Source organism: Methylobacterium sp. J-088, assembly GCF_022829295.1.
GTDB lineage: Bacteria > Pseudomonadota > Alphaproteobacteria > Rhizobiales > Beijerinckiaceae > Methylobacterium.
Genome location: NZ_JAKSYH010000179.1, coordinates 1 through 26,473, shown reverse-complemented (window position 1 = coordinate 26,473; position 26,473 = coordinate 1). Strand labels below are relative to the sequence as shown.

The window sequence follows — 26,473 nt, the reverse complement described above, 5'->3', positions numbered from 1 at the left end:
ACGCGGAGCAGCGTGCCTATGACCAAGCCCGACGGTGTGACGACACGCCTCTTCGAGACCGAAGAAGGCCTCCGGCTGGTCGCGGCGCGCAGCGATCCGGCTTGGCGCCACTGGGGGCCGTATCTCAGCGACCGGCAATGGGGCACGGTCCGGGAGGATTACAGCCCGGACGGCGAGGCCTGGGATTATCTGCCCCACGATCACGCCCGGTCCCGGGCCTATCGCTGGGGTGAGGACGGGATCGGCGGCTTCGGCGATCGGCACCTCAACTGGTGCCTGTCGCTGGCCCTTTGGAACGGCCGCGATCCGATCCTGAAGGAGCGGCTGTTCGGCCTGACCAATCAGGAGGGCAACCACGGCGAGGACGTCAAGGAACTCTACTACTACCTCGACGGCATCCCGACCCACGCCTTCATGCGGATGCTCTACAAATATCCGCAGGCCGAATTCCCCTATGAACGGCTCGTCGCGGAGAACGGTCGCCGCGGCCTCGACGATCCGGAATTCGAGCTGCTCGACACCGGCGCCTTCGAAAACGGCCGCTATTGCGATGTGGAGATCGCGTACGCCAAGGCGGCGCCCGACGACATCCTGATGCGGGTCACCGCCACCAACCGGGGGCCGGAACCCGCCGACCTGATGCTGCTGCCGCAGCTCTGGGCGCGCAACACATGGTCGTGGAAGCAGGGGACGCCGAAGCCGGAGCTGATGGCCGGATCCGACGGATCGGTCTGGGTACGCCATCCCGACATGGCGCCGATGCGCTTCTTCGCCGAGGACGCCGCCGAGCTGCTGTTTACCGAGAACGAGACCAACACGCACCGCCTGTTCGGGGCCGGGCCCGCCGGGGGCTTCTACAAGGACGGGATCGACGCTTGCGTGGTCGGCGGCGATCGGGCCGCCGTCAATCACCTGTCCGGCACCAAATGCGCCGCCCGCTACGGGCTCCATCTCGGCCCCGGCGAGAGCCGTACCTTACGCCTGCGCCTGCGCGCCGAGACCGCCCCGGGGGAGCCCTTCGCGGATTTCGACACGGTCTTCACCCAGCGCGAATTCGAGGCGGACAGCTTCTACGCCGCCCTGCAGGCACCGATCGCCGATCCCGAGATGCGCCACGTCCAGCGGCAGGCACTGGCCGGCATGCTGTGGTCGAAGCAGCTCTATCATTACGATGTGCGCGAGTGGCTGGCGGGCGACCCTGCACAGCCCGCCCCCTCCCCTGCGCGCCGGCACGGGCGCAACGAGGACTGGGCGCACCTGCGCGCCAACGACATCATCTCGATGCCGGATGCCTGGGAATATCCCTGGTTCGCCTCCTGGGACCTCGCCCTCCAGGCGATCGTCTTCGCGCTGATCGACCCGGACTTCGCCAAGAACCAGCTCCTGCTTCTGGTCGACGAGGCCTACGCCCATCCGAACGCGGCCCTGCCGGCCTACGAATGGGGGTTCGGGGACGCCAACCCGCCGATCCACGCGCTGGCCGCCTGGCGGGTGTTCGAGCTGGACCGGGCGCTCACCGGCACCGCGGACCACGCCTTCCTCAAACGGATCTTCAACAAGCTGACCCTGAACTTCACGTGGTGGGTCAACCGCAAGGATGCCGACGACCGCAACCTGTTCCAGGGCGGCTTCCTCGGTCTCGACAATATCGGGATCTTCGACCGCTCGAAGCCGGTGGGCGACGGCGCCACCCTCACCCAGTCCGACGCCACCGCCTGGATGGCCGCCTACGCGCTGGCCCTGATGCGCATCGCCATCGAGCTGGCGCTGCAGGACCCGACCTACGAGGACATGGCGGAAAAGTTCTTCGAGCATTTCCTCCTGATCGCCGCGGCCACGGGCGATGGCGTCTGGGACGAGGAAGACGGCTTCTTCTACGACGTGATCGAGACCCGCGACGGGGCGCGCCTGCCGATCCGGGCACGCACCCTGGTCGGCCTGATCCCGATCTTCGCGGTGGCGACGATCAACGAATGCGACCTCGCGAAGCTGCCCGCGTTGCGCAACCGGATGCTGTTCTTCCTGAAGAACCGCCCGGACCTCGCCTCCCTGGTGTCGCGCTGGAACGAGCCGGGCCAGGGTCAGACCGCGCTGTTGTCGCTGCTGCGCGGCCATCGGCTGAAGGCGCTGCTGCACCGCGCCCTCGATCCGGCGGAGTTCCTGTCCGATCACGGCCTGCGCGGGGTGTCGCGCGTCTATGCGGACCACCCCTTCTGCTTCGCCTGGGACGGGCGTGATCTCGGTCTCGCCTACGAACCCGCGGAGTCGCGCTCGCGCCTGTTCGGCGGCAATTCGAACTGGCGCGGGCCAGTCTGGATGCCGGTCAACTATCTGCTGATCACCGCCCTGAACCGGTTCCACGATTATTACGGCCCAGACTTTCGGGTCGAGGCACCGACCGGCTCGGGGGGGACGTCCTCCCTGCGCGAGATCGCCCTCGACCTGTCACGTCGCCTGATCGCTCTTTCGACGCGGGGTTCCGACGGGCGCAGGCCGGTCTACGGGGAAAGCCGAATCGAGCAGGACGATCCGCATTTCCGCGACCTCGTGCTGTTCTACGAATATTACGACGGCGATACCGGCCGCGGCGTGGGCGCCTCCCATCAGACCGGCTGGTCCGGGCTCGTGGCCCTGCTGATCCAGGACGTCGCCACGGCTTCGGCGCCGGACTGAGCGGCAGCGCGCGCCCCGACGGTGCCCTTTACTCGGCCGCCGTCCTCATTCGGAGCCGCTGATCGGCCCCGATCTGGCGCGAGATGTCCGAGCGGCGGGCGCTGTAGATCGCCGACACCAGGGGGTAATCGACCGGCAGGCCCCACTTGGCCCTGTAAGCCTCCGGCGTCAGGCCGCGGAGGGTCAGATGGCGCCGCAGGGTCTTATAGGGTTTTCCGTCCTCGAAACTGACGATCGCGTCGGGCCGGATCGAGGCCCGGATCTGCGCGTCGGTCGCGCGTCGGGTCGGCGCTTGCGACGGGCGGTCAAGACCCACAACCGCGCCGTGTACCGTTGTCAGCAGATCCGGCAGGATATCGGCCGGAACGCTGTTGCGCGTGACGTAAGCGCTCGCGATCCGCGCGGCGATCTCGACACTGGGCGGGATGATCCGCATGGCCGCCTCCTCCGTACCGTCCGATTTCGACGGGGGTTTATATTCGCGTTGCGACGGCGACCGACCGGAAGGGTCTGATCAGTCGCACACTCGACACAACTAGAGAGCGAATTAGTTTATGAATCACTCTACCTAAAATATATAAAGGTCGTCAACGCCAATCCAGCATGCGCGCCTATCGGGGACGGCGTCGATGCCGCCGGGCGTGTCGTTCGGCGACGGCGGGCCAAGTGTCGAGGCGGGGCGTGTCAGGATGCTCCGGACAGGGCGGCGCGCACGAGTCCGGTCGGCATCCGGGTGGATCGCGCGTTGCCTGCGCGAAACCAGCCGGCCGCTCTGGGAAGGTGGCTCAGAACAGCAGATGCAGCGCCAATGGCGCCAGGATTGCCGTCAGGAAGGCGTTGAGCCCCATGGCGATGCCCGCGAAGGTGCCGGCCACTTCGCTCACCTGGAAGGCGCGTGCGGTGCCGATGCCGTGGGCGGCCAAGCCTGCCGCGAAGCCGCGGGCGCGCATGTCATGGATCTTCAGCGCGTTCATCATCGGCGTCACGAGAATCGCCCCGATGATGCCGGTCAGGATCACGAGGATCGCGGTGAGCGTCGGATCGCCGCCGAGCGCCTCCGCGATGCCCATCGCGACGCCGGAGGTCACCGATTTCGGGGCGAGCGAGACGAGAACCGGCTGCGGGATGTCGAGCAGCCGGGCCAACGCGATCACCACCGCCAGCGTCGTCGCCGCGCCCGCGGCCAGGGCCGTGAGCATCGGTACCAGCGCCCGCTTGACGGTAGCCCGCCGCTCATAGAGCGGCATGGCCAGCACGACGGTCGCGGGTCCCAGCAGGAAGTGCACGAACTGCGCGCCCTCGAAATAAACCGGATAGGCCGTGCCGCTCAGGGCCAGCACGCCGCCGACCAGCGTCACCGTGATCAGCACCGGATTGGCGATCGGATGCCGGCCGGTCGCGGCGGCGATCCGGTCCGCCAGGACGTAGGCGGTCAGCGTCACGGTCAGCCACAGCAGCGGCGTCTTGGCGAGGTAGACCCAGAGGGAGAAATCGCCGCTCACGCGTCAGGACTCCCCATCGCGCCCCGGCCCCTCCACCCGGGCCGCCACGGCGCGGAACACCAGCACGGTCACGAGCAACGAGAGCGCCGTCGACACCACCAGCACGATGGCGAGCTTCACGCCCTGCGCCCGCAGCAGGTCGAGGCGGCCGACGACGCCGACGCCCGCCGGAACGAACATCAGCGAGAGGTTCATCAGGAGCCCCCGCGCGGTGATCTCGAGGGTGCCGTCGGTCAGCGGCTTCGGGAGAAAGCGGGGCAAACCGAACCGCGGCGTGTCGCGCAGCAGCAGGAAGCCAAACATCAGCCCCATGCCGATCACGGGTCCGGGGATCGGCACGTGGGCCCCGCGGGCGATCGCCTCGCCCACGAGCTGGGCCAGCAGAATGAGCGCCAGGCTCGCGATCATCGCCGCGGCTGCCCTTATACCATCCCGGCCTGCCGCTGGCCGATGCGTCGCGCCGTTGCGATAGCGCCATCGTCGAAGCCGAGGAGCCGGCCCAACCTTTCGACCAGGGCCTCCTCGAATTCGTCGACTCGGCCGTCCGCCGCTGCGACCGACCACGCCATGGTCAAGAGCGCTTCGCGCTCCGCCCTATCGGCCTCGTGGGGGATCATCTCCACGAGGCTCACCACGTCGCGGGTCTCGGCATCCATCGCCGCCGCGCGCTCGATCAGCGCCCGCGCCGCGTCCGGACCGTCGGCGTAATGGCCCTGCACGAGGCGGGACAGGCGCTCGCTCTCGGAGGCCGCTAGAATCCCGTCGACCCGCGCCACGTGGACGAGGAGCGCAGTGGCGGCGAGGTGCGTGTCGTCCACGTCCTCATGTGCGCCCACGCCGAGGGCTTCGGCCGCATAGGCGCGCAGGCGTGCGATAAGGGACATGGGGGCTCCGAAGGGGGCACCGATCGATCGTGCCTCGCACAGTTCGGGCCGACGCCGAGCGTCGTCAAGCATGGCATCGCTGATGGAGGCCGGGCGTGGCCGCGCTGCATCGCCCCCGGTCTGACAGCCGTGACCGATCGCGTTGCAATCGGGCACGGCTCTCAGCCCTCGTTGTGACGCGCTCTCTTGCGCCGAACCGGTGTCCACTGCGGCGGAGAGCGCTCTAGCCCCGCGCCGCCGCGGTCGCCCCCGCGACCAGCTCCGCCAGGATCGCGTCCGCCGCACGAACCGCGGCGGGCCCGGCCTCCGCGGGGGTGCCGGCCCGGAACGGTGGGTCCGGGGCGTATTCGGCCACGAGCTGCGCGGTCTGAGCATAAGCGGGTCCGCGCAGGCGGGCGGCCAGTGCCAGCCCGAGATCGAGCCCCGCCGAGATCCCGGAACCGGTCATGCGGTTGCGATCGACGACGACCCGCTCCGCCACCGGCTCGGCGCCCAGGAGCGGCAGCACCGCGTCGCGCACGCACCAGTGCGATGTGGCGCGGTAACCCCGCAGCAGGCCGGCTGCGCCGAGGATCAGCGATCCGGTGCAGACGCTCGTCACCCAGGCGGCCCGTTCGGCACGATCCCGGAGGAAGGCCAGTAGCCGTGCGTTGCGCATCTGCGCGGGCGTGCCGTCGCCCCCCGGCACGATCAGGACGTCGAGGTCCCGCGGGCAAGTCTCGAAGGTGTGGGTCGCCAACAGCGACACGCCGGTATCGCTCGCCACCGGTCCGGCCACCTCGGCGACGAGGTGCAGGCTGCCGGGCGCAAGCCCTGCGAGCAGCTCCTGCGGGCCGACGAGATCGAGGGCGGTGAGGCCCGGGAACAGCACCATCGCGATCCGGACCGGTCTTTCGTCCGGGATCGGGCCTGGACCATCATCCGCCCGAGCGCGGAGCGGCCAAGCGGCGCCCGCCGCGGCCGCGGCGGCGATGAGGTCCCGGCGGCGCGGACCCGCCGGCCCGGTCACGAAAGGCGCGTCACAGCGGCCAGTCCGCGTCGCGGTAGGCGCTATCCCAGAACATCCATTCGAGGCGGGTAGCCTGGGTGAAGGCGTGGTGCATGCGTTCCCGCTGGCCGGCGGTGACGTCGTCCGCCGCCCGGTCGGTGGCGGCGATCATCGCGGCGACGGCCTCGGCGAAATCCGCGCCCGCATAGGTGTCGATCCAGGCCCGGTAGGGGTTGTCGGATGCGGCGCGGGCGAAGATGTCGTCGCCGACTTCCTTGTAGATCCAGAAGCAGGGCAGCAGGGCGGCGCAGACCACCGGGAACGGCTCGGCATAGGCGGTGGCGAGCAGGTAGTTCACGTAATGGTCGCAGGCCGGCGTCAGCGGCGTGGCCGCGAAGGTCTCAGGCCCGATGCCGTAATCGCGGAAGAAGCCGCCATGCAGGGCGCGCTCCACCACGATGGCCTCCTGGGCGGCGGCCGAAAACTGCACGATCCCGTCCGGATCCGGCGCCTTCGCGGCGGCGAGGCTCAGCGCTCGGCCGAAGCCCACAAGGTAATGCGCATCCTGCACGATGTAGTGGCGGAACCTGTCCTGCCGCAGCGTGCCGGCGGCGAGTTCCGCGTTGAACGGCATCGACCGGATGGTCTCGTAGGCGGCGGCGTTGCGCGCCCAGGCCTCCTGCGAGAACGTCCCCTGTCCGGCATGATCGGCCATAGCTGCATCAGCCATATCAGCCCTGCCGCTGGGCGTGCGTGACGGCGACGTGGATCAGTTCGGCCAGTGTTCGCACGCCGAGCTTCTGGCGCATCTGCGAGCAGGCATTCGTGACGGTCTTGTAGCTCACCGACAGGTCGGTGGCGATGGCGCCATAGGACCGCCCCTGGGCGAGGCGCGCCAGGATCTGCTGCTCGCGCGGGGTGAGCTGCGATTCCGGCGTGCGCCGGGCGTCCGCCCGCAGCATCGCGACTTCGGTGGCCAGCCGCCGGTCGAGATAGACCTCCCCGATCCGCACCTTGCCGAAGGCCTCGAACAGCTCGGCCGAGGCATGATCCTTCAGGACGTAGCCGAGCGCCCCGGCCTCCAGGGCGCGGGCGACGATCACCGGATCGTTGTGCATGCTGAACACGAGGATCCGCGTCTGCGGCGCCACCGCGCGGATCCGGCGGATCAGGCCGAGACCGGCCATGCCGCTGCCCTGGAAGGTCAGGTCGCAGATCACCACCGGCGGCCGGAGCCGGTGGAAGATCCGGTATCCGGCGACCACCGAGGTCGCTTCAGCGATGGTTTCGACGCCGGCATCCTCCAGCACGCGGCGACAGCCCTGCAGCACGATCGGATGATCGTCGATCACGAGAACCGGCAGGCGTGTGGCGGCGATGTCGATCTGGGAGGCGATGGCGTTCATGCGCTCGGCGCGTTGTTCTCGTCGCCCCGGTCCGGCGGGACGGGGATCATGATCCGGACGATTGCGCCGGGGCCGGCATTGTCAAGGGCGAAGGTGCCGCCCAAAGCCTCGACGCGCTCGCGCATCCCCGAAAGACCCAGCCCGGTGCCGGGCTCGGCCGGGGCGCCAGGACCCGGGAGCCCGGTGCCGTTGTCACGGATCGTCACGGTCAGGTGGTTCTTGGATTCCGTGGCTTCCGCCTCGACCCGGGTGGCGGCGCCATGCCGCACGGCGTTGGTGGCGCTCTCCTGCACGCAGCGGAAGACGGTGAGGTCCACGAGGTCGCCGTAGCCGCGCGCCAGGCCGTCGAACCGGCCGACGAGATCGAGGCCGGGATGGCGCTGGGCGAAGCCCCGCAGGAGCAGATCGAGGCAGGTGGCGAGCGGCGCCTGCCCGAGCCCGTGTGGCCGCAGACGGTTCAGCAACTCCCTGTTGACGGTCTGGACCTGCCCCACGATGGCGCTGATCTCGGCCGCCCGCGCGGCGAGCTTCTCGCGGCTGGGCTCGGTCGGACCCGAGGCGATCCGGGCGATCGAGGCGGCATTCGCCTCCAGTGCGAACAGGCAAGGGCCGAACTCGTCGTGCAGTTCGAGGGCGGTGCGGCGACGCTCGTCGTCCTGCGCCGTCAGCAGCTGCCGGTTGAGGCGCCCGTTGGCGGCGCGGACCTCGCTCAAGGCCGCCGCCACCTTGTTGAACCGCTCGGCGATGACCGCGAGTTCCTGGGCGCCTGGGGGCTCCAGACGGGCGGTGTAATCGTGGTGCTCCAGCTGCGTCAGGCCGGCGCCGAGCCGCCGCAGCGGCGCCAGGATGCGGCCGAGGGCGATGTAGAGCGCCATCAGCATGGCGACGTTGATCGCCGCCGTGGTCAGCGAGAGCGCCCGCGCGTAGCCCCAGATCTCGTCGATCTCGTCGAGGGGCTGGGTGGTGATCTGCGCCGTGCCGAGTTGCTGCCCCTTTGCCGTGATCGGAAGGGTGTGGCGCTCGATCGGCGGCCTGATCAGGTCGGCGAACCAGCCCGGTGCTTCCCGCACGGTCCGATGGGTCGGGACCGCGCTGCCGACGCGCGCGCCGGCATCGTCGAGGACCGCGACGCGGACGTGCCGCAGCACCTTGAAGCGCAGGTCGAGGGTCTGGAGCAGGCTCTCGGGTGGGGTCGTCTCGGAGAGGCGGATCGTGTCGGCGACCAGCGACTCCACCGTCGCAAGCGAGGCCCGTGTCTCCACCCGCACCGCCGTCCGGGCGTTGAGCACGATCACGCCACACGAGATCAGGGCCGCCAGGGCGTCGATGAACAGCACTACGGCGATGAGCCGCGCCCGGGTCGACCACGTCGACCAGGGCCAGCGCCCGGCCCGGCTTGCGGGAGCTGCGGGCATCGGGAGATTTGTCGGTCGTGTATCCACTCCGAGACCCATAGCGGGCACGCGGGCGAAGTCCATGCGGCGCCCGTCGACCCTGACGTCTCCAATGTGCCGGTCGATGACGGATCGTTAAGCCGTCGCTGCATATCTTGTGGATAGACGTGGATCGACTGGCCCCGCCCAGAATTCAGACCGACATCTTTGCGCCGTATTGCGGCTCCTCTACTGGCAGCCGAGTTGAACCGCCTCCGGCTCGCCGGAGGAAGGCGATCGGTCATGGGGGGGCCGGTCGCGCGTCGTGCCTCGTGTCAGAGACCCCGGACCATGATCGACCTCGCTCTGGACCCGTCAGACACTCGAGAGAACCGGATTCCGGCAGCGCCACCGCGCCGTGCGCTCGACCTGCGCATCGTCCTGTTCGGGCTGGCCGGGATCGGCGTGCTCGGCGGCTTCGGGGTCGCCGCCTCGACGCTGATGGCCGGGCTCGCATCGCCGCCCCCGATGAAGATCACCGCCGCGCCTGGCCGCGCCCAGGACTGGCCCGACCTGAAGGACGGGCTTCCGGCCCTGGCCGGAACCGTTGCATCCGCGACCCCCGAGGCGAAGCCGGCCGAACCGGTCGCTCAGGCCCCCCGCATGGCATCCCTGCCCGACACGTTCACCCCAGCGGCGGCGCCCAGCAAAGCGCCGGTCGCGACCCCCGCCAAGGCCACCGACGCATCCGTTCCGCCGACCCGGCGCATCCCGACCCCGACACCGGTCGCGCCGCTCGCGGCGAGCCGACAGGTCGTGCCGCTTCCGCCGAGCCGCACGGCGGCGCTCCAGACGCCGCGCGCGTCCGAGACGGTGCGCGCCCGCGTGCTGAGCGAGCCGGCCCCGAAGCCGGTCGCGGCGGTCGCACCGGCGGAGAAGTCTCCGAAAGCGACGCCCAAGGCTGTCGCCGCGAAGCCGACGCCGCCGACGAAGACCGCCGAGAAGGCCAAGCGTACGGCCCCCACCGCCGTCGCGCAGGCCGAGCCCGCGGAGTCGGAGGAAACGGAGGTGCTCGGGATCAAGCTCCCGTCGCTGGCGCCCGCCGGACGCAAGCTGAAGGAAAGCGTCGACGCCATCGGCGACGCGGTGAAGAGCGTGTTCTGAACGGCTGGACCGCTCGCGCGCCCTCCCTCGCTTCACTGCGGGCTACGAAGTTCACACAATCGTGCCGACACGCTCTCCCCCCTGGCGACCCCGGGCTTGCTCGGGATCGCTCAAGCTTGCGGGAAGGCGTTCGAGAAGGGTGTGGCATAGAAGGCGCCGCTGCGCCTCATCCTGCGCCACCCCCACCCCTGGCCCCTCCCCACAAGGGGCAAGGAAAAGCGCTTTCTTTTAAAAGTCTTGAGCCTGGAGCGAGACGTGTAAATCCGCAAGCCAGCGCCGGCGGACGCTTCGGCCTCAGCCGCGGCCCGTATGGCGGCCCGGCTTGTGCTCGGGACGCGGGCCGGACTGCTCGGCCTTGCGCTGATGCTTGCCGGCGCGGGGGCTCGCGTAGCCCTTCGGGCCACCGGGACCAGCCGAACGGCCCTGACGCTCAGTCGGTGCGGCATCCCCCGCGATCGCCTCGATCTGGATCTCCGGCGAGCCGTTGCGGGCGAAGGCTTCGGCGAAGCGTGCCGCCGCGTTGCCACGCACCTCGAACTTGGTCTCGCGATCGAAGATCCGGATCGCCCCGATCTCCTGGCGGTCGATGCCGCCCCGGCGTGTCAGCATCGGCAGCAGGCGGCGCGGATCGGCATTGTCGCGGCGGCCGAGATTGAGCCGGAACCAGACCGCAGGCCCCATGGAGGCGATCCGCTCGGGATCCATCGGATCGTAGGGCGGACGCTCGCCCCGGGGGGCCCGGCCCTCGCCGGGGTCGCTGACCTCCTCGGGGGCCGGCAGGCGGGTGCGGTAGACGCGGGCCAGCAACGCCGCCAATTCCTCCGGGCTCTTGCCGGCGAGCAGCGTCTCGGCCAGCGCGATATCCTCTTCGGCGGGGGGCTCGGCGAAGAGCGGGTCTTCGAGCATGCGCTCGCCGTCGAGACGCCGGATCTCGTCGGCCGAGGGCGGCCCCGACCATTCAGGGCTCACCTTGGCCATGGCGAACATCTGCTCGGCCCGGCGCCGCCGGGAATTCGGGATCAATAGCACCGAGGTGCCCTTGCGTCCGGCGCGGCCGGTGCGGCCGCTGCGGTGCTGCAGCACTTCGGCATCGTGCGGCAGGTCCGCGTGGATCACGAGACTGAGCGACGGCAGGTCGATGCCGCGAGCGGCGACGTCGGTGGCGACGCAGACCCGGGCGCGACCGTCGCGCAGGGCCTGGAGCGCCGCGTTGCGCTCGCCCTGGCCGAGTTCGCCCGAGAGCGCCACCACCGAGAAGCCGCGCTCGGTCAGGTTCGCCTGGAGATGGCGGACGGCGTTGCGGGTGTTGCAGAACACGATCGCAGTCGCGGCATCCGCTTCGCGCAGGAGGTTGAGCACCACGTGCTCGGTCTCCCGCGGCATGATCCGTACCGCCCGATAGGCGATGTCGGCGTGACCCCGGGTCTCGCTCTTGATCGCGAGCCGCAGGGCGCCGCGCTGGTAACGCTCGGCCAGCGTTTCGATCGCCTTCGGCAGGGTCGCGGAGAACAGGTAGGTCGCCCGCTCCGGCGGGGTCGCCGAGAGGATGAACTCGATATCCTCCCGGAAGCCGAGATCGAGCATCTCGTCGGCCTCGTCGAGGACCACGGCGCGCAAAGCGGTCGGATCGAGATTGCGCCGCTCCAAGTGATCACGTAGACGCCCCGGCGTGCCGACCACGATGTGGGTGCCGTCGGCGAGCATCCGGCTCTCCCGCCGGGGATCCATGCCGCCCACGCAGGCGGTGATCCGGCCACCGGCCGGGCCGTAGAGCCACAAGAGTTCGCGCTGCACTTGGAGCGCGAGCTCCCGGGTCGGCGCGATCACGAGGGCGAGCGGGGCCGCCGCGGGCGGGAGGGCCTCGGCGTCGCCCATGAGCATGCCGGCCATGGCGAGGCCGTACGCCACCGTCTTGCCGGAGCCGGTCTGAGCCGAGACGAGGAGGTCGCGTGCACCGGCTGCCGCCTCCAGCACCGCGGCCTGGACCGGGGTGGGATCGGCGTAGCCGCGTTCGGATAGGGCCCGCGCGAGGGGGGCGGGCAAGGTCGGGAAAGGCAAGTTTTAGAAACTCTCAACGGCCGCGCCGCACTCGGCTGCGCGCCATCGCGCGGCGAAGAGTTCTGGCACCGGACTTTATTCGGGTCGCCTTACGGTAACGCCAACCGGGCCCGCTGACCACTCCCGCCGCAGCATGGGGCGGTTGCACCGGCTCAATCCAGGGTGCGAAGGTCGGTTTGTCTGAAATCCCGGCCGACAAAGAGCAGTGGGCAATCCTGTTCCTTCGCGAGGTGATACGCGAAGCAATCGCCGAAGTTGAGGCCGGCCGGATGAGACCCTTTCCCCCAGCGCCGATAGAGTCCGGCAATGCGGCGCTCCGCAGCGGCGGTCACCGGCACGATCTCGATGGCGAGCGCTTCGATGAGGGTGTTCATCTCGTCGTCGATGCTCAGACGGGCAGAGACGATCAGGGCCTCGGCCAACGTGGTCGCCGACATCAGAAGCCGCTCTTCGCGCTGAATGATGGCGCTACACCGCTCCGCCTCCGGCTCTCTCAGGAGAATCGCCATCAGCGCCGATGTATCGATGACGATCATCCCGGCAGGCCGTCGTCCCCGTAAAGGAAATCCTGGCTTCGGGCTGCGTCGGGCGCCGGTGCGAGCTTGGCGGCAGCCGCGGCTTGCAGGGCCGCGATGATTGCGCCGCGTGCGGCGAGATCGGGCTTCGGCACCACGGTGGTCAGGCGAACCACGGGCTGGCCGTGCCGGGTCAGAATCATGTCGTCGCCGGCCTCCGCGCGCCGGACCAGTTCGGTGAGCTGTGCCTTGGCGTCGGTCACGGATACCCGCATCGCATCCTCCCGGATCGCCTCTGGTCGCGTCACGCAAATGGACTAAGACATGGTCCAATCGTGGAGGTGGCAGGGCCAATGCGGCCGGTCAGGAGAACGGCACGGACATGATCGGACTCCTGCGGGTGGCGGTGGCCTGGATGACGGTTCTCGCCTTCGCGTGGTTCGGCAAGGGCTGGCTCGCCGACCTGTCGCAGCCGCTCGTCGCCGGGGCGCTGTTCGCGTGGCTGCTGGGGGCGATCGTCTGGGCAGCCTTCGGCGTCGTGCACGAGGCGGAGGCGATTGCCCACCGGCTGGGCGAGCCGCTCGGCACCCTGGTGCTGACGCTCGCCATCGTGATCATCGAGGTCGCGCTGATTTCGGCCGTGATGCTCTCGGCCAAGGACGCGCCGACGCTCGGCCGCGACACGATGTTCGCCGTGCTGATGATCGTGCTGAACGGCGTGGTCGGGCTCGGGCTGCTGGTCGGCGGCCTGCGCCATCACCAGCAGCGCTACAACCTGCAGGGGGCATCCGCCTTCATGGCGGTGATCATTCCACTCACCACCATCGCACTCGTCATCCCGAACTTCACCAGCTCGACCAGCGACGGCACGCTGACGACCCTCCAGGCCGTGGCCTTCTCGGTGTTCACCCTGGCGCTCTACGGGGTGTTCCTGCTGATTCAGACCGGCCGGCATAGCGAGTTCTTCATCGACGCGGAGGCCCGGGACGCGGAGCCACCGGCCGGTGCCGCCTCCGAGTCGGGCGGCAGCATCGCCAAGCCGATCGGCCTGCTTCTCGCCAACGTGGTGCCGATCGTGATCCTGGCCAAGAGCCTGGCGGTGATTCTCGATCACGGCATCGCCGCGCTGGGCGCTCCCTCGGCGCTCGGCGGCGTGCTGATCGCCGCCATCGTTTTCACCCCGGAGGGAATCTCGGCGCTGAAGGCGGTGGCCCGCAATGAATTGCAGCGGGCGATCAACCTGTGCCTGGGCGCGGCGACCTCGACGGTCGGCCTGACCGTGCCGGCGGTCCTGGCCATCGGGCTGTTCACCGGCCAGACGGTGGTGCTCGGCCTCAAGCCCACCGAGATGACCTTGCTCGCCGTGACGCTGATCCTCAGCGCCCAGACGTTTTCCGGCACGCGCACCACGGTGCTGGAGGGCGCGGTGCACCTCGTGCTGTTCTTCGTCTACCTCGTGCTGATCTTCAGTCCGTGATCGGCGGACTCACGCCCCGAACCGCTCGGTGCGGATGATTCCCGGCGCCACGCCGGCCGCCACGATCAGGTCGGAGGCCGCCGCCACGAAGCGGTTCGAGCCGCAGAGGAACACCTTTCCGGGCGGCCCAGTCCGGCGCAGCGCGTCTGCGACGAGGGCGGCATCGATCCGCTTGCCCCCCGGCTCGCGCGTCGTCGCGAGGTGAAGCGAGAAGCTCGCGTCCTCCGCCGCCAGCCGCTCCAGCTCAGTGAGCGCGATCGCCTCGGCCCGGGTCCGGACTGAGTAGATCAAAGCCGCTGGGATCTCCCTCCAGCCCTGGGCCCGCCGCCGCAGCATCGCCAACAAGGGGACCACGCCGGAGCCGCCGCCGCCCAGGAGCACTGGGCCACCATCGGGTCCATCCCAGGAGAACGAGCCGCCGATCGGCCCACGCAGCTCAACCTGATCGCCCACCGCGGCGATTCCGGTGAACCAACCCGAGACCTCGCCGTCCGGCAGGCCTTCGATCAACAGTTCCAGGGTGCCACTGCCATCCGGCGCCGAGGCGATCGAGTAGCTGCGCTGCGCCTGATACCCGTCCTCGGCGGTGAGCCGGACATCGACATGCTGGCCGGCGCGATAGGTTTCCGCCAGCGGACAGCGCAGCCGGACGCTCGTCACGTGGGGCGTGACCGGCGCGATCGCCGTGATCGCGGCCCGGTGCCAGCGGAAGACGATCGCCTCAGTCACCGGTGTAGCGCTGCTCACGCCAAGGATCCCCGTACATGTGATAGCCGCGCAGCTCCCAGAAGCCGGCGGTGTCGGTCTTGGTGAAGCGCAGGCCCTTCACCCATTTGGCACTCTTCCAGAAATAGAGATGCGGCACGAACAGCCGCGCCGGGCCGCCGTGGTCCGGGTGGATCGGCTGGCCGGCGTAGCGCGTCGCCACCAGGGCCTGCCCACCGACCAGATCAGCCACCGGCACGTTGGTCGTGTAGTCGTCATAGGATTCCGCCAGCAGGAACGGCGTCGGCGCCGCGATCCCGGCATCGGCCAGCAGGTCGTCGAAGCTCACGCCCTCCCAGGCGGTGTCGAACTTCGACCATTTGGTGACGCAGTGGATGTCTCCGTTCCACGTAGTCCGGGGCAGCGCCTCGAACGCCTCCCAGCTCCACGTTTTGATCGGGCGGGAGCCCTCGCGCAGCGTGAACTGCCACGTGGCACGATCGACCGTCGGGTTCGGGCCGATCTGCAGGATCGGAAAATCATCGGTCAGATACTGCCCCGGCGGCAGGCGCGCGCCGGTCTCGGGCGGCTGCCTGCGCCCGACGAAACCCCGTGTCACCATGCCGGCCTCCGCTGCGCGCCCGATCGAGCCGGTGTGGTGCGGCGGAACACCCCACGTCAAGCCGCCCAATCCGGTCATGTGCGGCCGAACAAACGCCCCAAAGCTCAGGCGTGTTAGCAGGACTGTGCCGATGTTCGGCACGAATCGCCTGCTTCCAGGGGGATGTCATGAAGTACCTACTCGCGACGAGCCTCGTCGTCGGGAGCCTCGCCACGTTGGCGCCGGCCGCTCAGGCCCGCGACGGCATCGGGGCCGGCGGCGCGGCTGCGCTCGGCGTGCTCGGCGGCCTCGCGGTCGGCGGCGCCATCGCGTCGTCCAACAACGGCTATTACCCGGGCCGCCCGGTCTACCGCGCCCCGCCGCCGGTCTACGTCGAAGAGGATTACGGCCCGGTCTGCCATTTCGAGCGCCGCCGGACGGTCGATCCCTACGGCGACGTCTACATCCGCCGCGTCCGCGTCTGCGAGTAAGTCGCCCCCGGCGCGGGCTCGACGGCCCGCCTCGGCTTCAGCCGCTCGGCGCACGCAATGCCGCCGAGCACCAGCGCCAGGGCGATCCCTTCCGTCGCTCCGAACGGCTCGCCGACCAGCAGGACGGCGAGGATCGCGCCGAAGATCGGCACGAGGTTGACGAACAGGCCGGCCCGGTTCGGGCCGATCAACTCAACCCCGCGCATGAAGAAGAGCTGCGCCAGGAGCGAGGGCCCGAGGCCGACGAAGGCCACCATGGCCCAGCCCTCCGGGCCCGGCCAGACGGCGTGCCCGCTCGCCCATTCGACCGCCAGCGGCGGCAGCGAGGTCAGCAGGGCTGCGACCGCCATGGCGGCGAAGAAGGCCAGCCCCGGGACCTTCGGCCGGGTCGGCAGAAAGATCGTGTAGCCCGCGTAGAGCAGGCAGGCGCCGAAGACGAGCACGTCGCCGCGGTTGAACGCAAGGTGCGTGAGCACGGACAGGTCGCCATGGGTCGCGGCCAAGCCTGCGCCGATCAACGTGAGAACCACGCCCGCCATCTGCCCGGCCGTGACCGGGACCCGGTAGGCCACGCGGTTCAGGACGATCACCAGCACCGGGATCGCCCCCTGGAACAGGGCGAGGTTGATCGCCCCGGTATAGGCGCCGGCGGCGTAGAACAGGCAGTTGAAGGCCGTATAGCCGAGGCCGCCCATCAGCAGGATGCGCAGCCAGTGCGGACGAAGCAGCGGCCATGCCGCGGCGAGCTTGCGCCCGGCGAAGGGCACCAGCACCGCACAGGCCACGGCCCAGCGCAGCGTCGTGATGACCTGGGGCGAGATATGCCCGGGTGCCCAGCGGCTGGTGACGGCGTTGCCGGCCCAGAGCAGCGCCGTGAGTGTGAGCAGGCCGTAAGCGGGTGCGGCCACGTGGGCCGCCCGCTCCGAACTCAACGGCGGCGGAACTGGCCGCCGCGCACCTGCGGCCGCGGGCCGGAGGAACGCTCGTCCTTGTGGCGGAACACGAGGCGGCCCTTCTCGAGATCGTAGGGCGACATCTCGACGGTGACCCGGTCCCCCGCCAGCGTCTTGATGCGGTTCTTCTTCATCTTGCCGGCCGTGTAGGCCACGATCTCATGGCCCTGGTCGAGCTGCACGCGGTAACGCGCATCCGGCAGGATCTCGATGACGAGACCATCGAACTGCATCAATTCTTCTTTTGCCATGCACCTTCTCCAGTCGGACCGTCCGGCAGCAGGCGTTCCGGCAATACGTCTCGGTTTATGATCGAGCTCGGGAAACGCCGCAGGGCGCGGATCCGATCCGACGGACCGCCCGCGCCAGCTCAGCGGCACGCCCGCATGTAGTCGCCGCGGGAACCGGCCGCAAGTCGCGGCAGCGACTCAGAGTTCCGTCATCGACACAATGCGCCGGCTTTCAGGGCTCGGCGGGTTCGTGCCCGGCATAATCGAGGCGGCCGTCCGGCGTCCGCCGCCACACCCGCAGCACGATGGGACCGCCGGTGCGGTCGCCGATCCGATCGCCCCTTGCGTCGAAGCCGACCGCCCCGAGCACGGTGCGGGCCGTCTGACCGTTGCGCAACGCCTCGGCCACCTTGCGACCGTCGGCAATCTTACCCGTCTTCGGATCGGCCGCGCGGGCGCGCTCGCCCGCCTGGGCGAGTAATTCCACCGCCGCGTAGGCGCCGGCCGCGACGCTCTCCGCCTCGGGGCTGCGCGGGGCCACCCGGCCGCCCCGGGGATCGGGCAGGCGCGGCGGATCGGGGGCGAGCGTCATGACGGTGCCCTCGCCCGCCGGGCCGGCCGCCGTCGCGAAGCCAGGATCGAGGATGCCGTCGCTCGCCACCAGGGTGGCGCCGAGCCCGGCCTGCCGCATCGCATGCAGCAGGGTCGCGGCCTCGGGGGAGAGACCGCCGAAATAGACCGCCTCGATCCGCGCCGCCTTCATCCGGGCGATGAGATCCGAGAGGTCGCGCGTGCCGCGGGGAAAGCTGTCGAACAGCACCTCCGGCGCACCGGCCTCCTTCAACTGCGCCGCCACCGCGTCGGCGAGGCCGCGGCCGAAGGTCGAGCGGTCGTTGAGGATGCCGACCCGGCGGCCGGCTAAGGTTTTGGCGAGGTAAGCCCCGGCGGCCCGGCCCTGCTGCGCGTCGCTGGGCCCCAGCCGGAATGTGTTCCAGAGGCCGCGGCCGGTGAGCGGCGAATAGCTCGCGCCCGTCGTGACCAGCACGGCGCCGGCCTCCTCGTAGACGGGCGAGGCGGCGGCGACCGCGCCGGATTCGAACGGCCCGACCACGAGACGCACCCCGTCGGCCATGAATTTCCGGGCTACGGAGACGGCCTGCCGGGCATCCCCGCCATCGTCGGCGGGCACCAAGACCAACCGAGGGCGCCCGCCGGTCGCCCGGTTGAGATCGGCCACCGCTTGCTCGGCCCCCTGCCGGAGGCCCTGGCCGAAGGCGGCGTCCGGGCCCGAGAGCGGGGCCGAGAGGCCGATCCGCACCGGCGCCTGCGCGGCGGCCGGCGTCGCGGCCGTGGCGAGGAGGCCGGCGAGGGCCAAAGCGAGGTGTCGGATCATGGCGGCACTCTACGGCCCGGCACTGGGTTTCCGAAAGAGGCGCTTCCTTTCGCTTCCTTTCCCTGCCCGGCCGAGGCCGTCCGGCCGGCAACGGGCTATGCACCCTGTGGGCGTGTCGGCATGCAGATACGCGCGGAAGCGCTGGCGGGCGGGCGCGATGTGCGGAATAAGGGCGTCGCCCCGGCCCGACGCCGGGCCTGCTGGCGCGCCGACGCGTCGCCGACCAAGACCCTCTGGGACGATTGACGATCATGACCTCGCTGTTCGCCGGCATCCAGGACGCGCCGCTCGATCCGATCATGCGCCTGTTCGAGGCGTTCAACGCCGACCCGAGCCCGAAGAAGCTCAACCTCGTGGTCGGCGTCTACACGGATGCGGACGGCAAGGTGCCGCGCCTGCGTGCCGTGCAGACGGCCGAGAAGCGCTGGATCGAGAAGGGCCTGCCGAAGACCTACCGGCCGATCGAGGGCACCAAGCCGTTCCGCGACGCGGTCCAGGAGCTGTTGTTCGGCAAGGGCGCGCCGATCCTATCGCAGAACCGCACCGCGACACTCCAGAGCATCGGCGGCACCGGCGCGCTGAAGACCGGCGCGGACGTGCTGGCCAAGCTTTATCCGAACGCCCAGGTGGCGGTGAGCAACCCGAGCTGGGAGAACCACAAGGCGCTGTTCACCCAGGCCGGGTTCACCGTGGTCGACTACCCCTACTTCTCGGCCGAGACCGGCGGGGCCGACTACCCAGCCATGAAGGCCTATCTCCAGGATATGGCAAAGGGCTCGATCGTGGTGCTGCACGCCTGCTGCCACAACCCGACCGGCGCCGATCTCAGCCTCGATGAATGGCGCGACCTCGTGCCCCTGATGGCCGAGCGCGGGCTGATCCCGTTCCTCGACATCGCCTACCAGGGTTTCGGCAACGGCCTCGACGCCGATGCCGAGCCGGTGCGCCTGTTCGCCGAGTCGGGCCAGGAATTCCTTGTGGCCTCCTCGTTCTCGAAGTCGTTCTCGCTCTACGGCGAGCGCGTCGGCGCGCTCACCATCGTCGCCGAAAACCCGGCCGCGAAGGCGAAGGTCGAGGGCTTTGCCAAGCGGCTGGTGCGGGCGAGCTACTCGAACCCCCACACCCACGGCGCCGCCATCGTCGAGATCGTGCTCACCGATCCGGAGCTGCGCGCCGACTGGGAGCGGGAACTCGCCGAGATGCGCGAGCGGATCCGCGCGATGCGCGAGCGGATGGCCGACAGCCTGCAGCAGCGCCACCCCGAGCGCGGCTTCGACGCCATCAAGACGCAGAAGGGCATGTTCTCCTACACGGGCCTGAGCCCCGCCGAGGCCACCCGCCTGCGCGAGGAGCACGAGGTCTACGCGCTTGAGACCGGCCGGATCTGCGTGGCCGCGGTGAACACCCACAACATCGACCACGTCATCGACGCGATCGACGCGGTGGTGAAGGGCTGACCCTGTGGCAGCCCTCAAGCGCGTCTGCCGGTTCAACGTCTGGATCAACCCGGTCTTCGACGAGCGGCTGAGGGCCGAGCCTGACATCGACCTGCAGGTCGGCGATCTGCAGGGACCGGAGGACGCGCTGCTGGGGCTTTTGCGCGAGGCGCACGTCTTCCACGTTTCGCCCGCGCGGGACGAGCTGCCGCGCCGCTGGCATGTCACCGACGCCCTGCTGGCGGAATGCCCGAATCTGCTGGCCGTCTCCTCGGGCGGCGCGGGCTTCGACACGGTCGACGCAGACGCGTGCACCCGGGCCGGCGTCGCGGTGGTCAATCAGGCCGGCGGCAACGCCCGGTCGGTGGCGGAGCTGGCGATCGGCCTGATGCTCGCCGTCTCGCGGAAGATCTGCGTCTCCGACCGGCTGCTCCGGACCGCGCGGGGCTTCTCGCGGGAATCGCTGATGGGCCACGAGATCGGCGGCGCGACGCTGGGTCTCGTCGGGATCGGGCATACCGGCCGCGCGGTGGCCAAGCTCGCCCGCGGCTTCGACATGCGGGTCCTGGCCTACGATCCGCTGCTGGCAGATGACGAGATCCGGGACCGCGGGGCGGAACCGGTGGAGCGGGCGCGGTTGCTGGCCGAATCCGACATTGTTTCCCTCCACTGCCCGCTCGACGACACGACCCGCGGCAGTTTCGACGCCAAGACCTTCGCGGCGATGAAGCCGGGGGGGCTGTTCATCACCACCGCGCGGGGCGGCATCCACGACGAAGCCGCGCTCGCGCAAGCGCTGACCTCCGGACATCTGGCCGGTGCGGGGCTCGACGTCTGGGCGCCGGAGCCGCCGCCGCTGGGCTCGGCGCTGCTTCAGCTCGACACGGTGGTGGCAACCTACCACACGGCCGGCGTCACCCACGAGGCGCGCCGCAACGTCGCCGCCTGGGGCGCCGAGCAGATCATCGGTTTGCTGAGGGGCGAGTTCCCACCTCGATTGGTCAACCCGGAGGTCTGGCCGGCGGTGCTGAAGCAGCGGGCGCGGCTACTGGGCTGAGCTACAGGCGGCGACCGTCATAAGGCGCTGAGCCATCCGTCCACCTCGCCCTGAGGTGCCCGCGTCAGCGGGCCTCGAAGCAGGGCTCCAGGGATCGTAGTGCTATCTGGAGGGCTCCTTCGAGGCCTCCGTTGTGCTCCGGCGCCCTCGGGATGAGGGTGGGATTTGGAGTTCCTAAATCTGGCGTCCCGCTAGTGCATCGATCCAGACGGAGGCGTCAGCCGAGTCTGGAAAAATTAATGCAAAACCAAAGAACTAGTGCTCACTCGCATGAACAAAGTGAATGCGTCAGAGCACTAGAGCGCAGTCCGCATCCACCCGAGCCCCGCCTCGGTCCCCGCCTGCGGATGATACTCGCAGCCGACGAAGCCGGCATACCCCACCTCATCCAGCGCCGCGAAAATCGGGTCGAACGCGATCGTGCCGGTCCCGGGCTCGTGCCGGCCGGGATCGTCGGCGATCTGGACGTGGGCGATGAGCGGCGCATGCGCGCGGATCAATGCCGCCGGGTCGTGGCCCAGGCAGACGCAGTGAAAAGCGTCGAACAGCAGCTTGACGTTGTCACGGCCGATGGTTCGGATCGCATCTACCGCCACCAGCGGATCGTCGATCACGTAGTTGCCGATCGAACCCGGGCCGATCGGCTCGACGATCACCGTCATGCCGCGTGCCTTGGCGGCATCAGCCGCGAAGGCGAGGTTTTCAAGATATGTGCCCCAGAGCTTCGCGTGGTCGACCCCCGGGGGCCGGACGCCCGCCATCGGGTGGACCATGCGGCAGCCGAGCTGCTCGACGTAGTCCAGCGTCGGCGCGATCGTGGAGCGGTAATACGCCACCTTGTCGGGCAAAGCGGCAAAACCTTTCTCGCCCTTGGAGGCGTCGCCCGCCGGGAAGCCGGTCTGGACCAGCGGGACGCCGGCCCGCTCCAACCAGCCTGCCACCTCCCTGGCCGGCGTCGCGAACAGGTTCGGGTGCTCGACCGCCCGGAAACCGGCTTTCGCGGCCGCTGCGAAGCGCTCAGAGAGCGGCAGCTCCGTGAACAGGAAGCCGCAATGGCCGCTGAGGCGGTCCTGGAAGGCACCGAGCTTCATGGGTCAGGCGCTCCGGCCGGTCTCGAGCGTGGCACGCATCCGGTCCACAGCGGCGTGGGGCGCGGTCAGGACAGGGACGGACACGGCCTTCCGCACCGCGTCGGCGGCCCGGGAGGTGGAGAAATGCGCCAGCATAATCGCATCGCAATCGGCCAGTTCCGGTGCACGCTCTGCAATCAGGCGATTGTGCGTCTCGGTATCGCCCGCCCGCAGGCGCGCCATGGCGTCGTCCACCAGGATCGTCCGCAGGGTGGCCGGACGCCCCGACTGGCCCACGAACTCCTCGAACTCGTCGGTCATCGTGCCGATGGATGGGCCAAAGGTCGCCAGCATGCCGATGCGCTGCCCTTTCGCGATCGCAGCGCGGAACATCGCCTCGTTGGGCTTGAGCACCGGAACCGGCACCGTCTCGATCAGCCGGTCGATCGCCGGCCCGAAGGCCGAGCAGGTGATCAGGATGCCGTCCGCGCCCGTGTCGTGGCCGTAGCGGCCGAACCGCACGAAGCGCTCGATCATGCCCTCCGAGATGGCGCCGGGCTCCTTCGCTCGGTCCGCCGACAGGCCGTCATCGAGGAGGTTCACGGTCTCGGCCTCGGGCCATTTTTCGGCGAACGCGGCCTGGATCGGCGCCATGGCGACCGGCGTCGCGTGCAGGAGGACGATGCGGGGCGCCATCAGATCTTCCGGGTTAAGCGCGGGGGGCGGCTCACGCGTTGTAAGCGATTTCAAATCGGTGGCACAATAGCGCACATTACCCGTCGCCGTGCCGGGGCGGCGCCGTGCTGGCGCGTAGGATCAGCTCTGCGTCGATCTCGGTGAGCCGCACCACCGGACGCCCCTGGATCCGGGCGATCAGATGGTCGCCGGCGGCATGGCCGATCTCGGCGGAGTGGATGCGGATCGTCGTCAGCGGCGGATCGAGAAATGGCGAAAAATCGGAATCGTTGTGGCCGATCACCGACAGGTCGCCCGGCACCGAGAGCCCGCGGGCGCGGGCCTCGATCATCGCCCCGAAGGCGATCTGGTCGGTGCCGCAGATGATGGCGCTTGGCGGCGAACCGCCCGCCAGCATCTGGCGGAAGCCATCCCGACCGCCGCCGATCCCGTAGGAGATCTCGATGTCGTGCTCGGGCGCCAGCCGCAGGCCGCGGGCGGCGAGTGCCTGGGCGATGCCGGTCACGCGGGCGCCGCCGCGGTCGTTGTCCTTGCGCAGGCCGGAGATCACTCCGATCCGGCGATGGCCGAGATCCATCAGGTAGTTGGCTGCCCGCGCCGCAGACCCGGCGTTGTCGAACCCCACGCAGGGATGCTCCCGCGACAGGCTGAAGGTCTGCACCATCGGGATGCCCGAGCGGGCGATCCGCGCGTGGAGATCCGGGTGGTGGATGTCGCCCACCAGCATCAGCCCGTCGATGCCCCGCTCCAGCAGGAAGGTCGCCTCGCGCAGCTCGTCGTCCAGGTCGTAGCCGGCATTGGCGGCGATGAGGGTGTAGTCCGCCTGCCGCAGCCGGTCCTGCACGCTCGATAAGACGCGGACGAACGCCTCGTTCTCGATGTTGGGCACGACCGCGCCCACCGCCATGAACCGGCGCGTCGAGAGCGCCCTTGCGGCGCCGTTGGCGACGAAGCCGAGATCCTGCGCGGCGCGCATCACGGCCTCGCGCTTGTCGGCCCGGACCCCGGCGGAACCGTTCAACACCCGGGAGACCGTCGCGGTGGAGACGCCGGCGCGGCGGGCCACGTCCCGCGCCACCGGGCTGCGCCCCAGCGGTTCGAGGATGTCGTCCGGCAGATCCAGCACCGATTTCTTCTCCCCCCTGCTTCGGCTTGTCCAGCACTATATTGACACTCTCGCGCCCGGCTGGCTATCTGAAAGCGCTTTCAAAACCGCGCCTCGCGGCGGCCCTGAGGGAGGACCCATGGCGACGCTCGACCACCCGGCCTCCAGACACGGAGCGCCCGAACGCGAGGCGCCGACCGTGGGTGGGGCCGACGCCGCCGCGCCGGGCATCGCCGGGCCGCAGGCGCTCGTCACCAGCCTGAAACGCAGCGACGCGGTCACGCCCTACCGGTTCCGCGACCTGCTGGCGCTCGACGATTTCGAGCGGCACGCCAAGCGACTCCTGCCGCCGATGATCTTCCAGTACGTCTCCGGCGGGGTCGAGACCGGATCGGCGCTGGCGCAGAGCCGCGGCGCCTATGCCGACTATGCCCTCGTCCCCCGGCTGATGCGGGACACGTCGGCGCGGGACACCGCCACCACGCTGTTCGGCCAGACCTACGCGGCGCCGTTCGGGATCGGCCCGCTCGGCGGCGCCGCCTTCATCGCCTACCGGGGCGACCTCGCGCTTGCCGAGGGCGCGCGGCGGATGAACCTGCCGATGTGTCTCAGCGCCTCCTCGCTGATCAAGCTGGAGGACGTCTTCGCCCAGAACCCGCAGGCATGGTTCCAGGGCTACCTGCCGGGCGACCAGAACCGGATCGACCGCCTCCTCGATCGGGTCGCCGCCACCGGCTACCGGACCTTCGTGGTCACCGCCGACACGCCGACGCTCGGCAACCGCGAGCACAACACCCGCAGCGGCTTCTCCATGCCGATCAAGGTCACGCCCAAGGTCGCGTGGCAGAGCGCGACCCACCCGCGCTGGCTCCTGGGCACCGTCGCACGCACCTTCCTGAAACACGGCGCGCCGCATTTCGAGAACACGGAGGCCGAGCGCGGGCCACCGATGATGTCCCAGGGCGCAGTGCGCAACACCATCGCGCGCGACCAGCTCTCGTGGAAGAATCTGGAGGCGATCCGCAAGCGCTGGACCGGCAATCTCTTGGTGAAGGGCCTGCTTGCGCCCGAGGATGTCGAGATCGCCCGGGAATGCGGCGCCGATAGCGTGATCCTTTCCACCCATGGCGGCCGCCAGCTCGACTACGCCGTCGCGCCGCTGGACGTGCTGCCGGAAATCGCGGCCCGGAAGGGCGGGCTGAAGATCATCGTCGACAGCGGCATCCGCCGGGGCACCGATGTGATGAAGGCCCTGGCACTGGGCGCCGATTTCGTCCTGCTCGGCCGGCCCTTCATGTTCGGCGCGGCGCTCGGCGGGGCGGCGGGTGTCGAGCACGCCATGCGGATCCTCAAGGAGGAGCTCAACCGCGACATGGCGCTGATCGGGATCAACCGCCTGTCCGAACTCAATCCCGATTTCCTGCGCCGCGTCCAACGCCGGACCTGAACCGGAGTGCCGCATGAGCGATCCAGCCCCCCTCGGACTCGCCTTCGTCGGCTGCTTCACCACCGAGCGGCGCCGGGCACGCGGCCAGGGCATCGATGTCTACCGCACCGGGAACGGGCTGGAGGGCTGGACGCATCTCGGCCGGGTCGAGGGACTCACCAACCCGTCCTTCCTGATCACGGACCCTCGGCGCGCAGCGCTCTACACGGTGCAGGGTGACGGCGCGGAAGCGAGCGCCTTCGCGGCTGCCCCGGACGGCACCCTGGGCGCCCTCGGCAGCGCCGCCACGGGCGGCACCAACAGCGTGCATCAGGCCCTCGACCCGACCGGGCGCTTTCTGATCGTTGCCAACTACGCCAGCGGCTCGGTCGCCCTCCTGCCGATCCGTCCCGATGGCGGGCTTGAGCCAGCGTGCCACGTTCTGCCGCTGCCGGGCGATCCGGGCCCGCACCGAACCGAGCAGGCCTGCGCCCACCCACACCACGTGGTCCTGTCGCCGGACGGGCGGCACGTGCTCGTGCCCGACAAGGGTGTCGACCGCGTCTTCGTCTTGGCGGTCGAGGGCGAGCGGCTGGCAATCGTGTCGGAGACCGCGATGCGGCCGGGCGCCGGGCCGCGCCACATCGCGTTCCATCCGCGAGTCCCCCTCGCCTTTCTGGTCAACGAGCTGGAGTCGAGTATCGCGACCTGCCGCTGGGATGCGGAGGCTGGGACGCTCACGCCGCTGCATCTCACTCCGACCCTTCCGCCGGACGTCTTCAGCGCCAGCACGGCCGCGGCCATCGTGGTCACGCCGGACGGGCGGTCCGTCTACGCGTCGAACCGCGGCCAGGACGGCATCGCGCGCTTCCGGGTGGATGCCGAGGCCGGGCGGCTCGATCCCACCGGCTGGACGCCCGCGGGTGGGCACGACCCGCGCTTCATGACTCTGGCGCCGGATGGACGACACCTCCTCGTGGCCAACGAGCAGGGCGACAGCCTCGTGGAATTCGCCATCGATCCCGTCAACGGGGACCTGACCAAGACGGGCACGCGCCCGAGCCTCAGTCCCTGCACGATCGCGTTTTTGTAAGAAGCACAAGTACTTATCAGGCGCGCGATGGAGATCTGCACGGTACACGACACAGTGGCGGCGGGCGGCGCGCCGTGGTGGACTGAGGGATTCCTCGCCAAAGGGATCCCCCCATGTCCGCTTGTCTGCGCACCGCCCTGATCGAGAGCCTATCGGCGCATCTGGGCCTGGGCAAAT

At 69.8% G+C, this 26,473-nt stretch carries 28 protein-coding genes; 9 read left to right on the top strand and 19 right to left on the bottom strand.

What is annotated here, in order from left to right; all coding sequences use genetic code 11:
• Positions 1–18: 18 nt before the first annotated feature.
• A complete protein-coding gene (locus MKK63_RS20105) occupies positions 19–2,673 on the top strand; it encodes an MGH1-like glycoside hydrolase domain-containing protein (protein WP_244004909.1) in 2,655 nt (884 codons plus the stop codon).
• Positions 2,674–2,701: 28 nt separating this feature from the next.
• Here MKK63_RS20105 and MKK63_RS20100 read toward each other — a convergent pair whose 3' ends face one another.
• The 8 genes from MKK63_RS20100 to MKK63_RS20065 form a co-directional block, all read right to left on the bottom strand.
• Positions 2,702–3,109 (bottom strand): MucR family transcriptional regulator, encoded by a 408-nt coding sequence (locus MKK63_RS20100; RefSeq protein ID WP_244004907.1) that lies wholly within the window; start codon positions 3,107–3,109, stop codon positions 2,702–2,704.
• Positions 3,110–3,458: 349 nt separating this feature from the next.
• Complete coding sequence (locus tag MKK63_RS20095; protein WP_243925033.1) at positions 3,459–4,175, bottom strand: LrgB family protein; 717 nt, start codon at positions 4,173–4,175, stop codon at positions 3,459–3,461.
• A 3-nt stretch (positions 4,176–4,178) separates the two neighbouring features.
• The gene (locus tag MKK63_RS20090) at positions 4,179–4,583 is read right to left on the bottom strand and encodes a CidA/LrgA family protein (RefSeq protein ID WP_244004905.1); all 405 of its coding nucleotides are present in this window, start codon (positions 4,581–4,583) and stop codon (positions 4,179–4,181) included.
• Positions 4,584–4,597: 14 nt separating this feature from the next.
• Positions 4,598–5,059, bottom strand: coding sequence for a TerB family tellurite resistance protein (locus tag MKK63_RS20085; RefSeq protein WP_244004903.1), 462 nt, complete (start codon positions 5,057–5,059; stop codon positions 4,598–4,600).
• A 223-nt stretch (positions 5,060–5,282) separates the two neighbouring features.
• Positions 5,283–5,933: a DJ-1/PfpI family protein gene (locus MKK63_RS20080; RefSeq protein WP_244005090.1), complete on the bottom strand. Its 651-nt coding sequence runs from the start codon at positions 5,931–5,933 to the stop codon at positions 5,283–5,285.
• 145 nt (positions 5,934–6,078) lie between these two features.
• Positions 6,079–6,762, bottom strand: a complete 684-nt coding sequence (tenA, locus tag MKK63_RS20075; protein WP_244005088.1) for a thiaminase II — start codon at positions 6,760–6,762, stop codon at positions 6,079–6,081.
• Positions 6,763–6,778: 16 nt separating this feature from the next.
• On the bottom strand, positions 6,779–7,453 hold the full coding sequence (locus MKK63_RS20070) for a response regulator (protein ID WP_243917968.1): 675 nt from the start codon (positions 7,451–7,453) through the stop codon (positions 6,779–6,781).
• A complete protein-coding gene (locus MKK63_RS20065; RefSeq protein ID WP_244004901.1) occupies positions 7,450–8,931 on the bottom strand; it encodes an ATP-binding protein in 1,482 nt (493 codons plus the stop codon). Before MKK63_RS20065 ends, MKK63_RS20070 begins: the two co-directional genes overlap by 4 nt.
• Positions 8,932–9,177: 246 nt before the next feature.
• Between MKK63_RS20065 and MKK63_RS20060 the strand changes: the two genes are divergently transcribed.
• Positions 9,178–9,990: a hypothetical protein gene (locus MKK63_RS20060; protein WP_244004899.1), complete on the top strand. Its 813-nt coding sequence runs from the start codon at positions 9,178–9,180 to the stop codon at positions 9,988–9,990.
• Positions 9,991–10,284: 294 nt separating this feature from the next.
• Here the strand turns inward: MKK63_RS20060 and MKK63_RS20055 are convergent, their stop codons facing one another.
• The 3 genes from MKK63_RS20055 to MKK63_RS20045 all read right to left on the bottom strand — a co-directional run bounded on the left by MKK63_RS20055 (position 10,285) and on the right by MKK63_RS20045 (position 12,838).
• Complete coding sequence (locus MKK63_RS20055) at positions 10,285–12,048, bottom strand: DEAD/DEAH box helicase (protein ID WP_244004896.1); 1,764 nt, start codon at positions 12,046–12,048, stop codon at positions 10,285–10,287.
• A 152-nt stretch (positions 12,049–12,200) separates the two neighbouring features.
• Positions 12,201–12,584, bottom strand: coding sequence for a type II toxin-antitoxin system VapC family toxin (locus tag MKK63_RS20050; RefSeq protein WP_244004894.1), 384 nt, complete (start codon positions 12,582–12,584; stop codon positions 12,201–12,203).
• Positions 12,581–12,838, bottom strand: coding sequence for a type II toxin-antitoxin system Phd/YefM family antitoxin (locus tag MKK63_RS20045; RefSeq protein ID WP_244004892.1), 258 nt, complete (start codon positions 12,836–12,838; stop codon positions 12,581–12,583). Before MKK63_RS20045 ends, MKK63_RS20050 begins: the two co-directional genes overlap by 4 nt.
• Before the next feature lie 107 nt (positions 12,839–12,945).
• Between MKK63_RS20045 and MKK63_RS20040 the strand changes: the two genes are divergently transcribed.
• Positions 12,946–14,040, top strand: a complete 1,095-nt coding sequence (locus tag MKK63_RS20040; RefSeq protein ID WP_244004891.1) for a calcium:proton antiporter — start codon at positions 12,946–12,948, stop codon at positions 14,038–14,040.
• A gap of 9 nt (positions 14,041–14,049) precedes the next feature.
• Here MKK63_RS20040 and MKK63_RS20035 read toward each other — a convergent pair whose 3' ends face one another.
• Both MKK63_RS20035 and MKK63_RS20030 read right to left on the bottom strand, forming a co-directional pair.
• Positions 14,050–14,787, bottom strand: a complete 738-nt coding sequence (locus MKK63_RS20035; protein WP_244004889.1) for an FAD-binding oxidoreductase — start codon at positions 14,785–14,787, stop codon at positions 14,050–14,052.
• The gene (locus tag MKK63_RS20030; protein WP_244004887.1) at positions 14,762–15,367 is read right to left on the bottom strand and encodes a sulfite oxidase-like oxidoreductase; all 606 of its coding nucleotides are present in this window, start codon (positions 15,365–15,367) and stop codon (positions 14,762–14,764) included. The genes MKK63_RS20035 and MKK63_RS20030 overlap by 26 nt, the downstream gene beginning before the upstream one ends.
• Positions 15,368–15,534: 167 nt before the next feature.
• Between MKK63_RS20030 and MKK63_RS20025 the strand changes: the two genes are divergently transcribed.
• Positions 15,535–15,837, top strand: coding sequence for a hypothetical protein (locus tag MKK63_RS20025; RefSeq protein ID WP_010682882.1), 303 nt, complete (start codon positions 15,535–15,537; stop codon positions 15,835–15,837).
• On the opposite strand, the gene MKK63_RS20020 is transcribed toward MKK63_RS20025, so the two are convergent.
• The 3 genes from MKK63_RS20020 to MKK63_RS20010 all read right to left on the bottom strand — a co-directional run bounded on the left by MKK63_RS20020 (position 15,807) and on the right by MKK63_RS20010 (position 18,413).
• A complete protein-coding gene (locus tag MKK63_RS20020) occupies positions 15,807–16,769 on the bottom strand; it encodes a DMT family transporter (RefSeq protein ID WP_244004885.1) in 963 nt (320 codons plus the stop codon). The genes MKK63_RS20025 and MKK63_RS20020 overlap by 31 nt on opposite strands.
• Entirely contained in the window at positions 16,766–17,041 is a 276-nt protein-coding gene (gene infA, locus MKK63_RS20015; RefSeq protein ID WP_091781030.1) for a translation initiation factor IF-1, read from the bottom strand. Before infA ends, MKK63_RS20020 begins: the two co-directional genes overlap by 4 nt.
• A 211-nt stretch (positions 17,042–17,252) precedes the next feature.
• Positions 17,253–18,413: a branched-chain amino acid ABC transporter substrate-binding protein gene (locus tag MKK63_RS20010; RefSeq protein WP_244004883.1), complete on the bottom strand. Its 1,161-nt coding sequence runs from the start codon at positions 18,411–18,413 to the stop codon at positions 17,253–17,255.
• Between the two features lie 120 nt (positions 18,414–18,533).
• Between MKK63_RS20010 and MKK63_RS31760 the strand changes: the two genes are divergently transcribed.
• From MKK63_RS31760 to MKK63_RS20000, 3 genes are read left to right on the top strand one after another with little or no spacing between them, the layout of a single operon-like run.
• Complete coding sequence (locus tag MKK63_RS31760; RefSeq protein WP_279574774.1) at positions 18,534–18,659, top strand: hypothetical protein; 126 nt, start codon at positions 18,534–18,536, stop codon at positions 18,657–18,659.
• 5 nt (positions 18,660–18,664) lie between these two features.
• Positions 18,665–19,870 (top strand): amino acid aminotransferase, encoded by a 1,206-nt coding sequence (locus tag MKK63_RS20005; RefSeq protein ID WP_244004881.1) that lies wholly within the window; start codon positions 18,665–18,667, stop codon positions 19,868–19,870.
• A 4-nt stretch (positions 19,871–19,874) separates the two neighbouring features.
• The gene (locus MKK63_RS20000; RefSeq protein WP_244004879.1) at positions 19,875–20,906 is read left to right on the top strand and encodes a hydroxyacid dehydrogenase; all 1,032 of its coding nucleotides are present in this window, start codon (positions 19,875–19,877) and stop codon (positions 20,904–20,906) included.
• 296 nt (positions 20,907–21,202) lie between these two features.
• Here MKK63_RS20000 and MKK63_RS19995 read toward each other — a convergent pair whose 3' ends face one another.
• From MKK63_RS19995 to MKK63_RS19985, 3 genes are all read right to left on the bottom strand, one after another.
• Complete coding sequence (locus MKK63_RS19995) at positions 21,203–21,997, bottom strand: hydroxypyruvate isomerase family protein (RefSeq protein WP_244004877.1); 795 nt, start codon at positions 21,995–21,997, stop codon at positions 21,203–21,205.
• Between the two features lie 3 nt (positions 21,998–22,000).
• Positions 22,001–22,672, bottom strand: a complete 672-nt coding sequence (locus MKK63_RS19990; RefSeq protein ID WP_244004875.1) for an aspartate/glutamate racemase family protein — start codon at positions 22,670–22,672, stop codon at positions 22,001–22,003.
• 76 nt (positions 22,673–22,748) lie between these two features.
• Positions 22,749–23,798 (bottom strand): LacI family DNA-binding transcriptional regulator, encoded by a 1,050-nt coding sequence (locus MKK63_RS19985; RefSeq protein ID WP_244004873.1) that lies wholly within the window; start codon positions 23,796–23,798, stop codon positions 22,749–22,751.
• Between the two features lie 118 nt (positions 23,799–23,916).
• Between MKK63_RS19985 and MKK63_RS19980 the strand changes: the two genes are divergently transcribed.
• Together MKK63_RS19980 and MKK63_RS19975 are read left to right on the top strand one after the other, a co-directional pair.
• A complete protein-coding gene (locus tag MKK63_RS19980; protein WP_244004871.1) occupies positions 23,917–25,224 on the top strand; it encodes an alpha-hydroxy acid oxidase in 1,308 nt (435 codons plus the stop codon).
• A gap of 13 nt (positions 25,225–25,237) precedes the next feature.
• Complete coding sequence (locus MKK63_RS19975; protein ID WP_244004869.1) at positions 25,238–26,296, top strand: lactonase family protein; 1,059 nt, start codon at positions 25,238–25,240, stop codon at positions 26,294–26,296.
• Positions 26,297–26,473 lie beyond the last annotated feature (177 nt).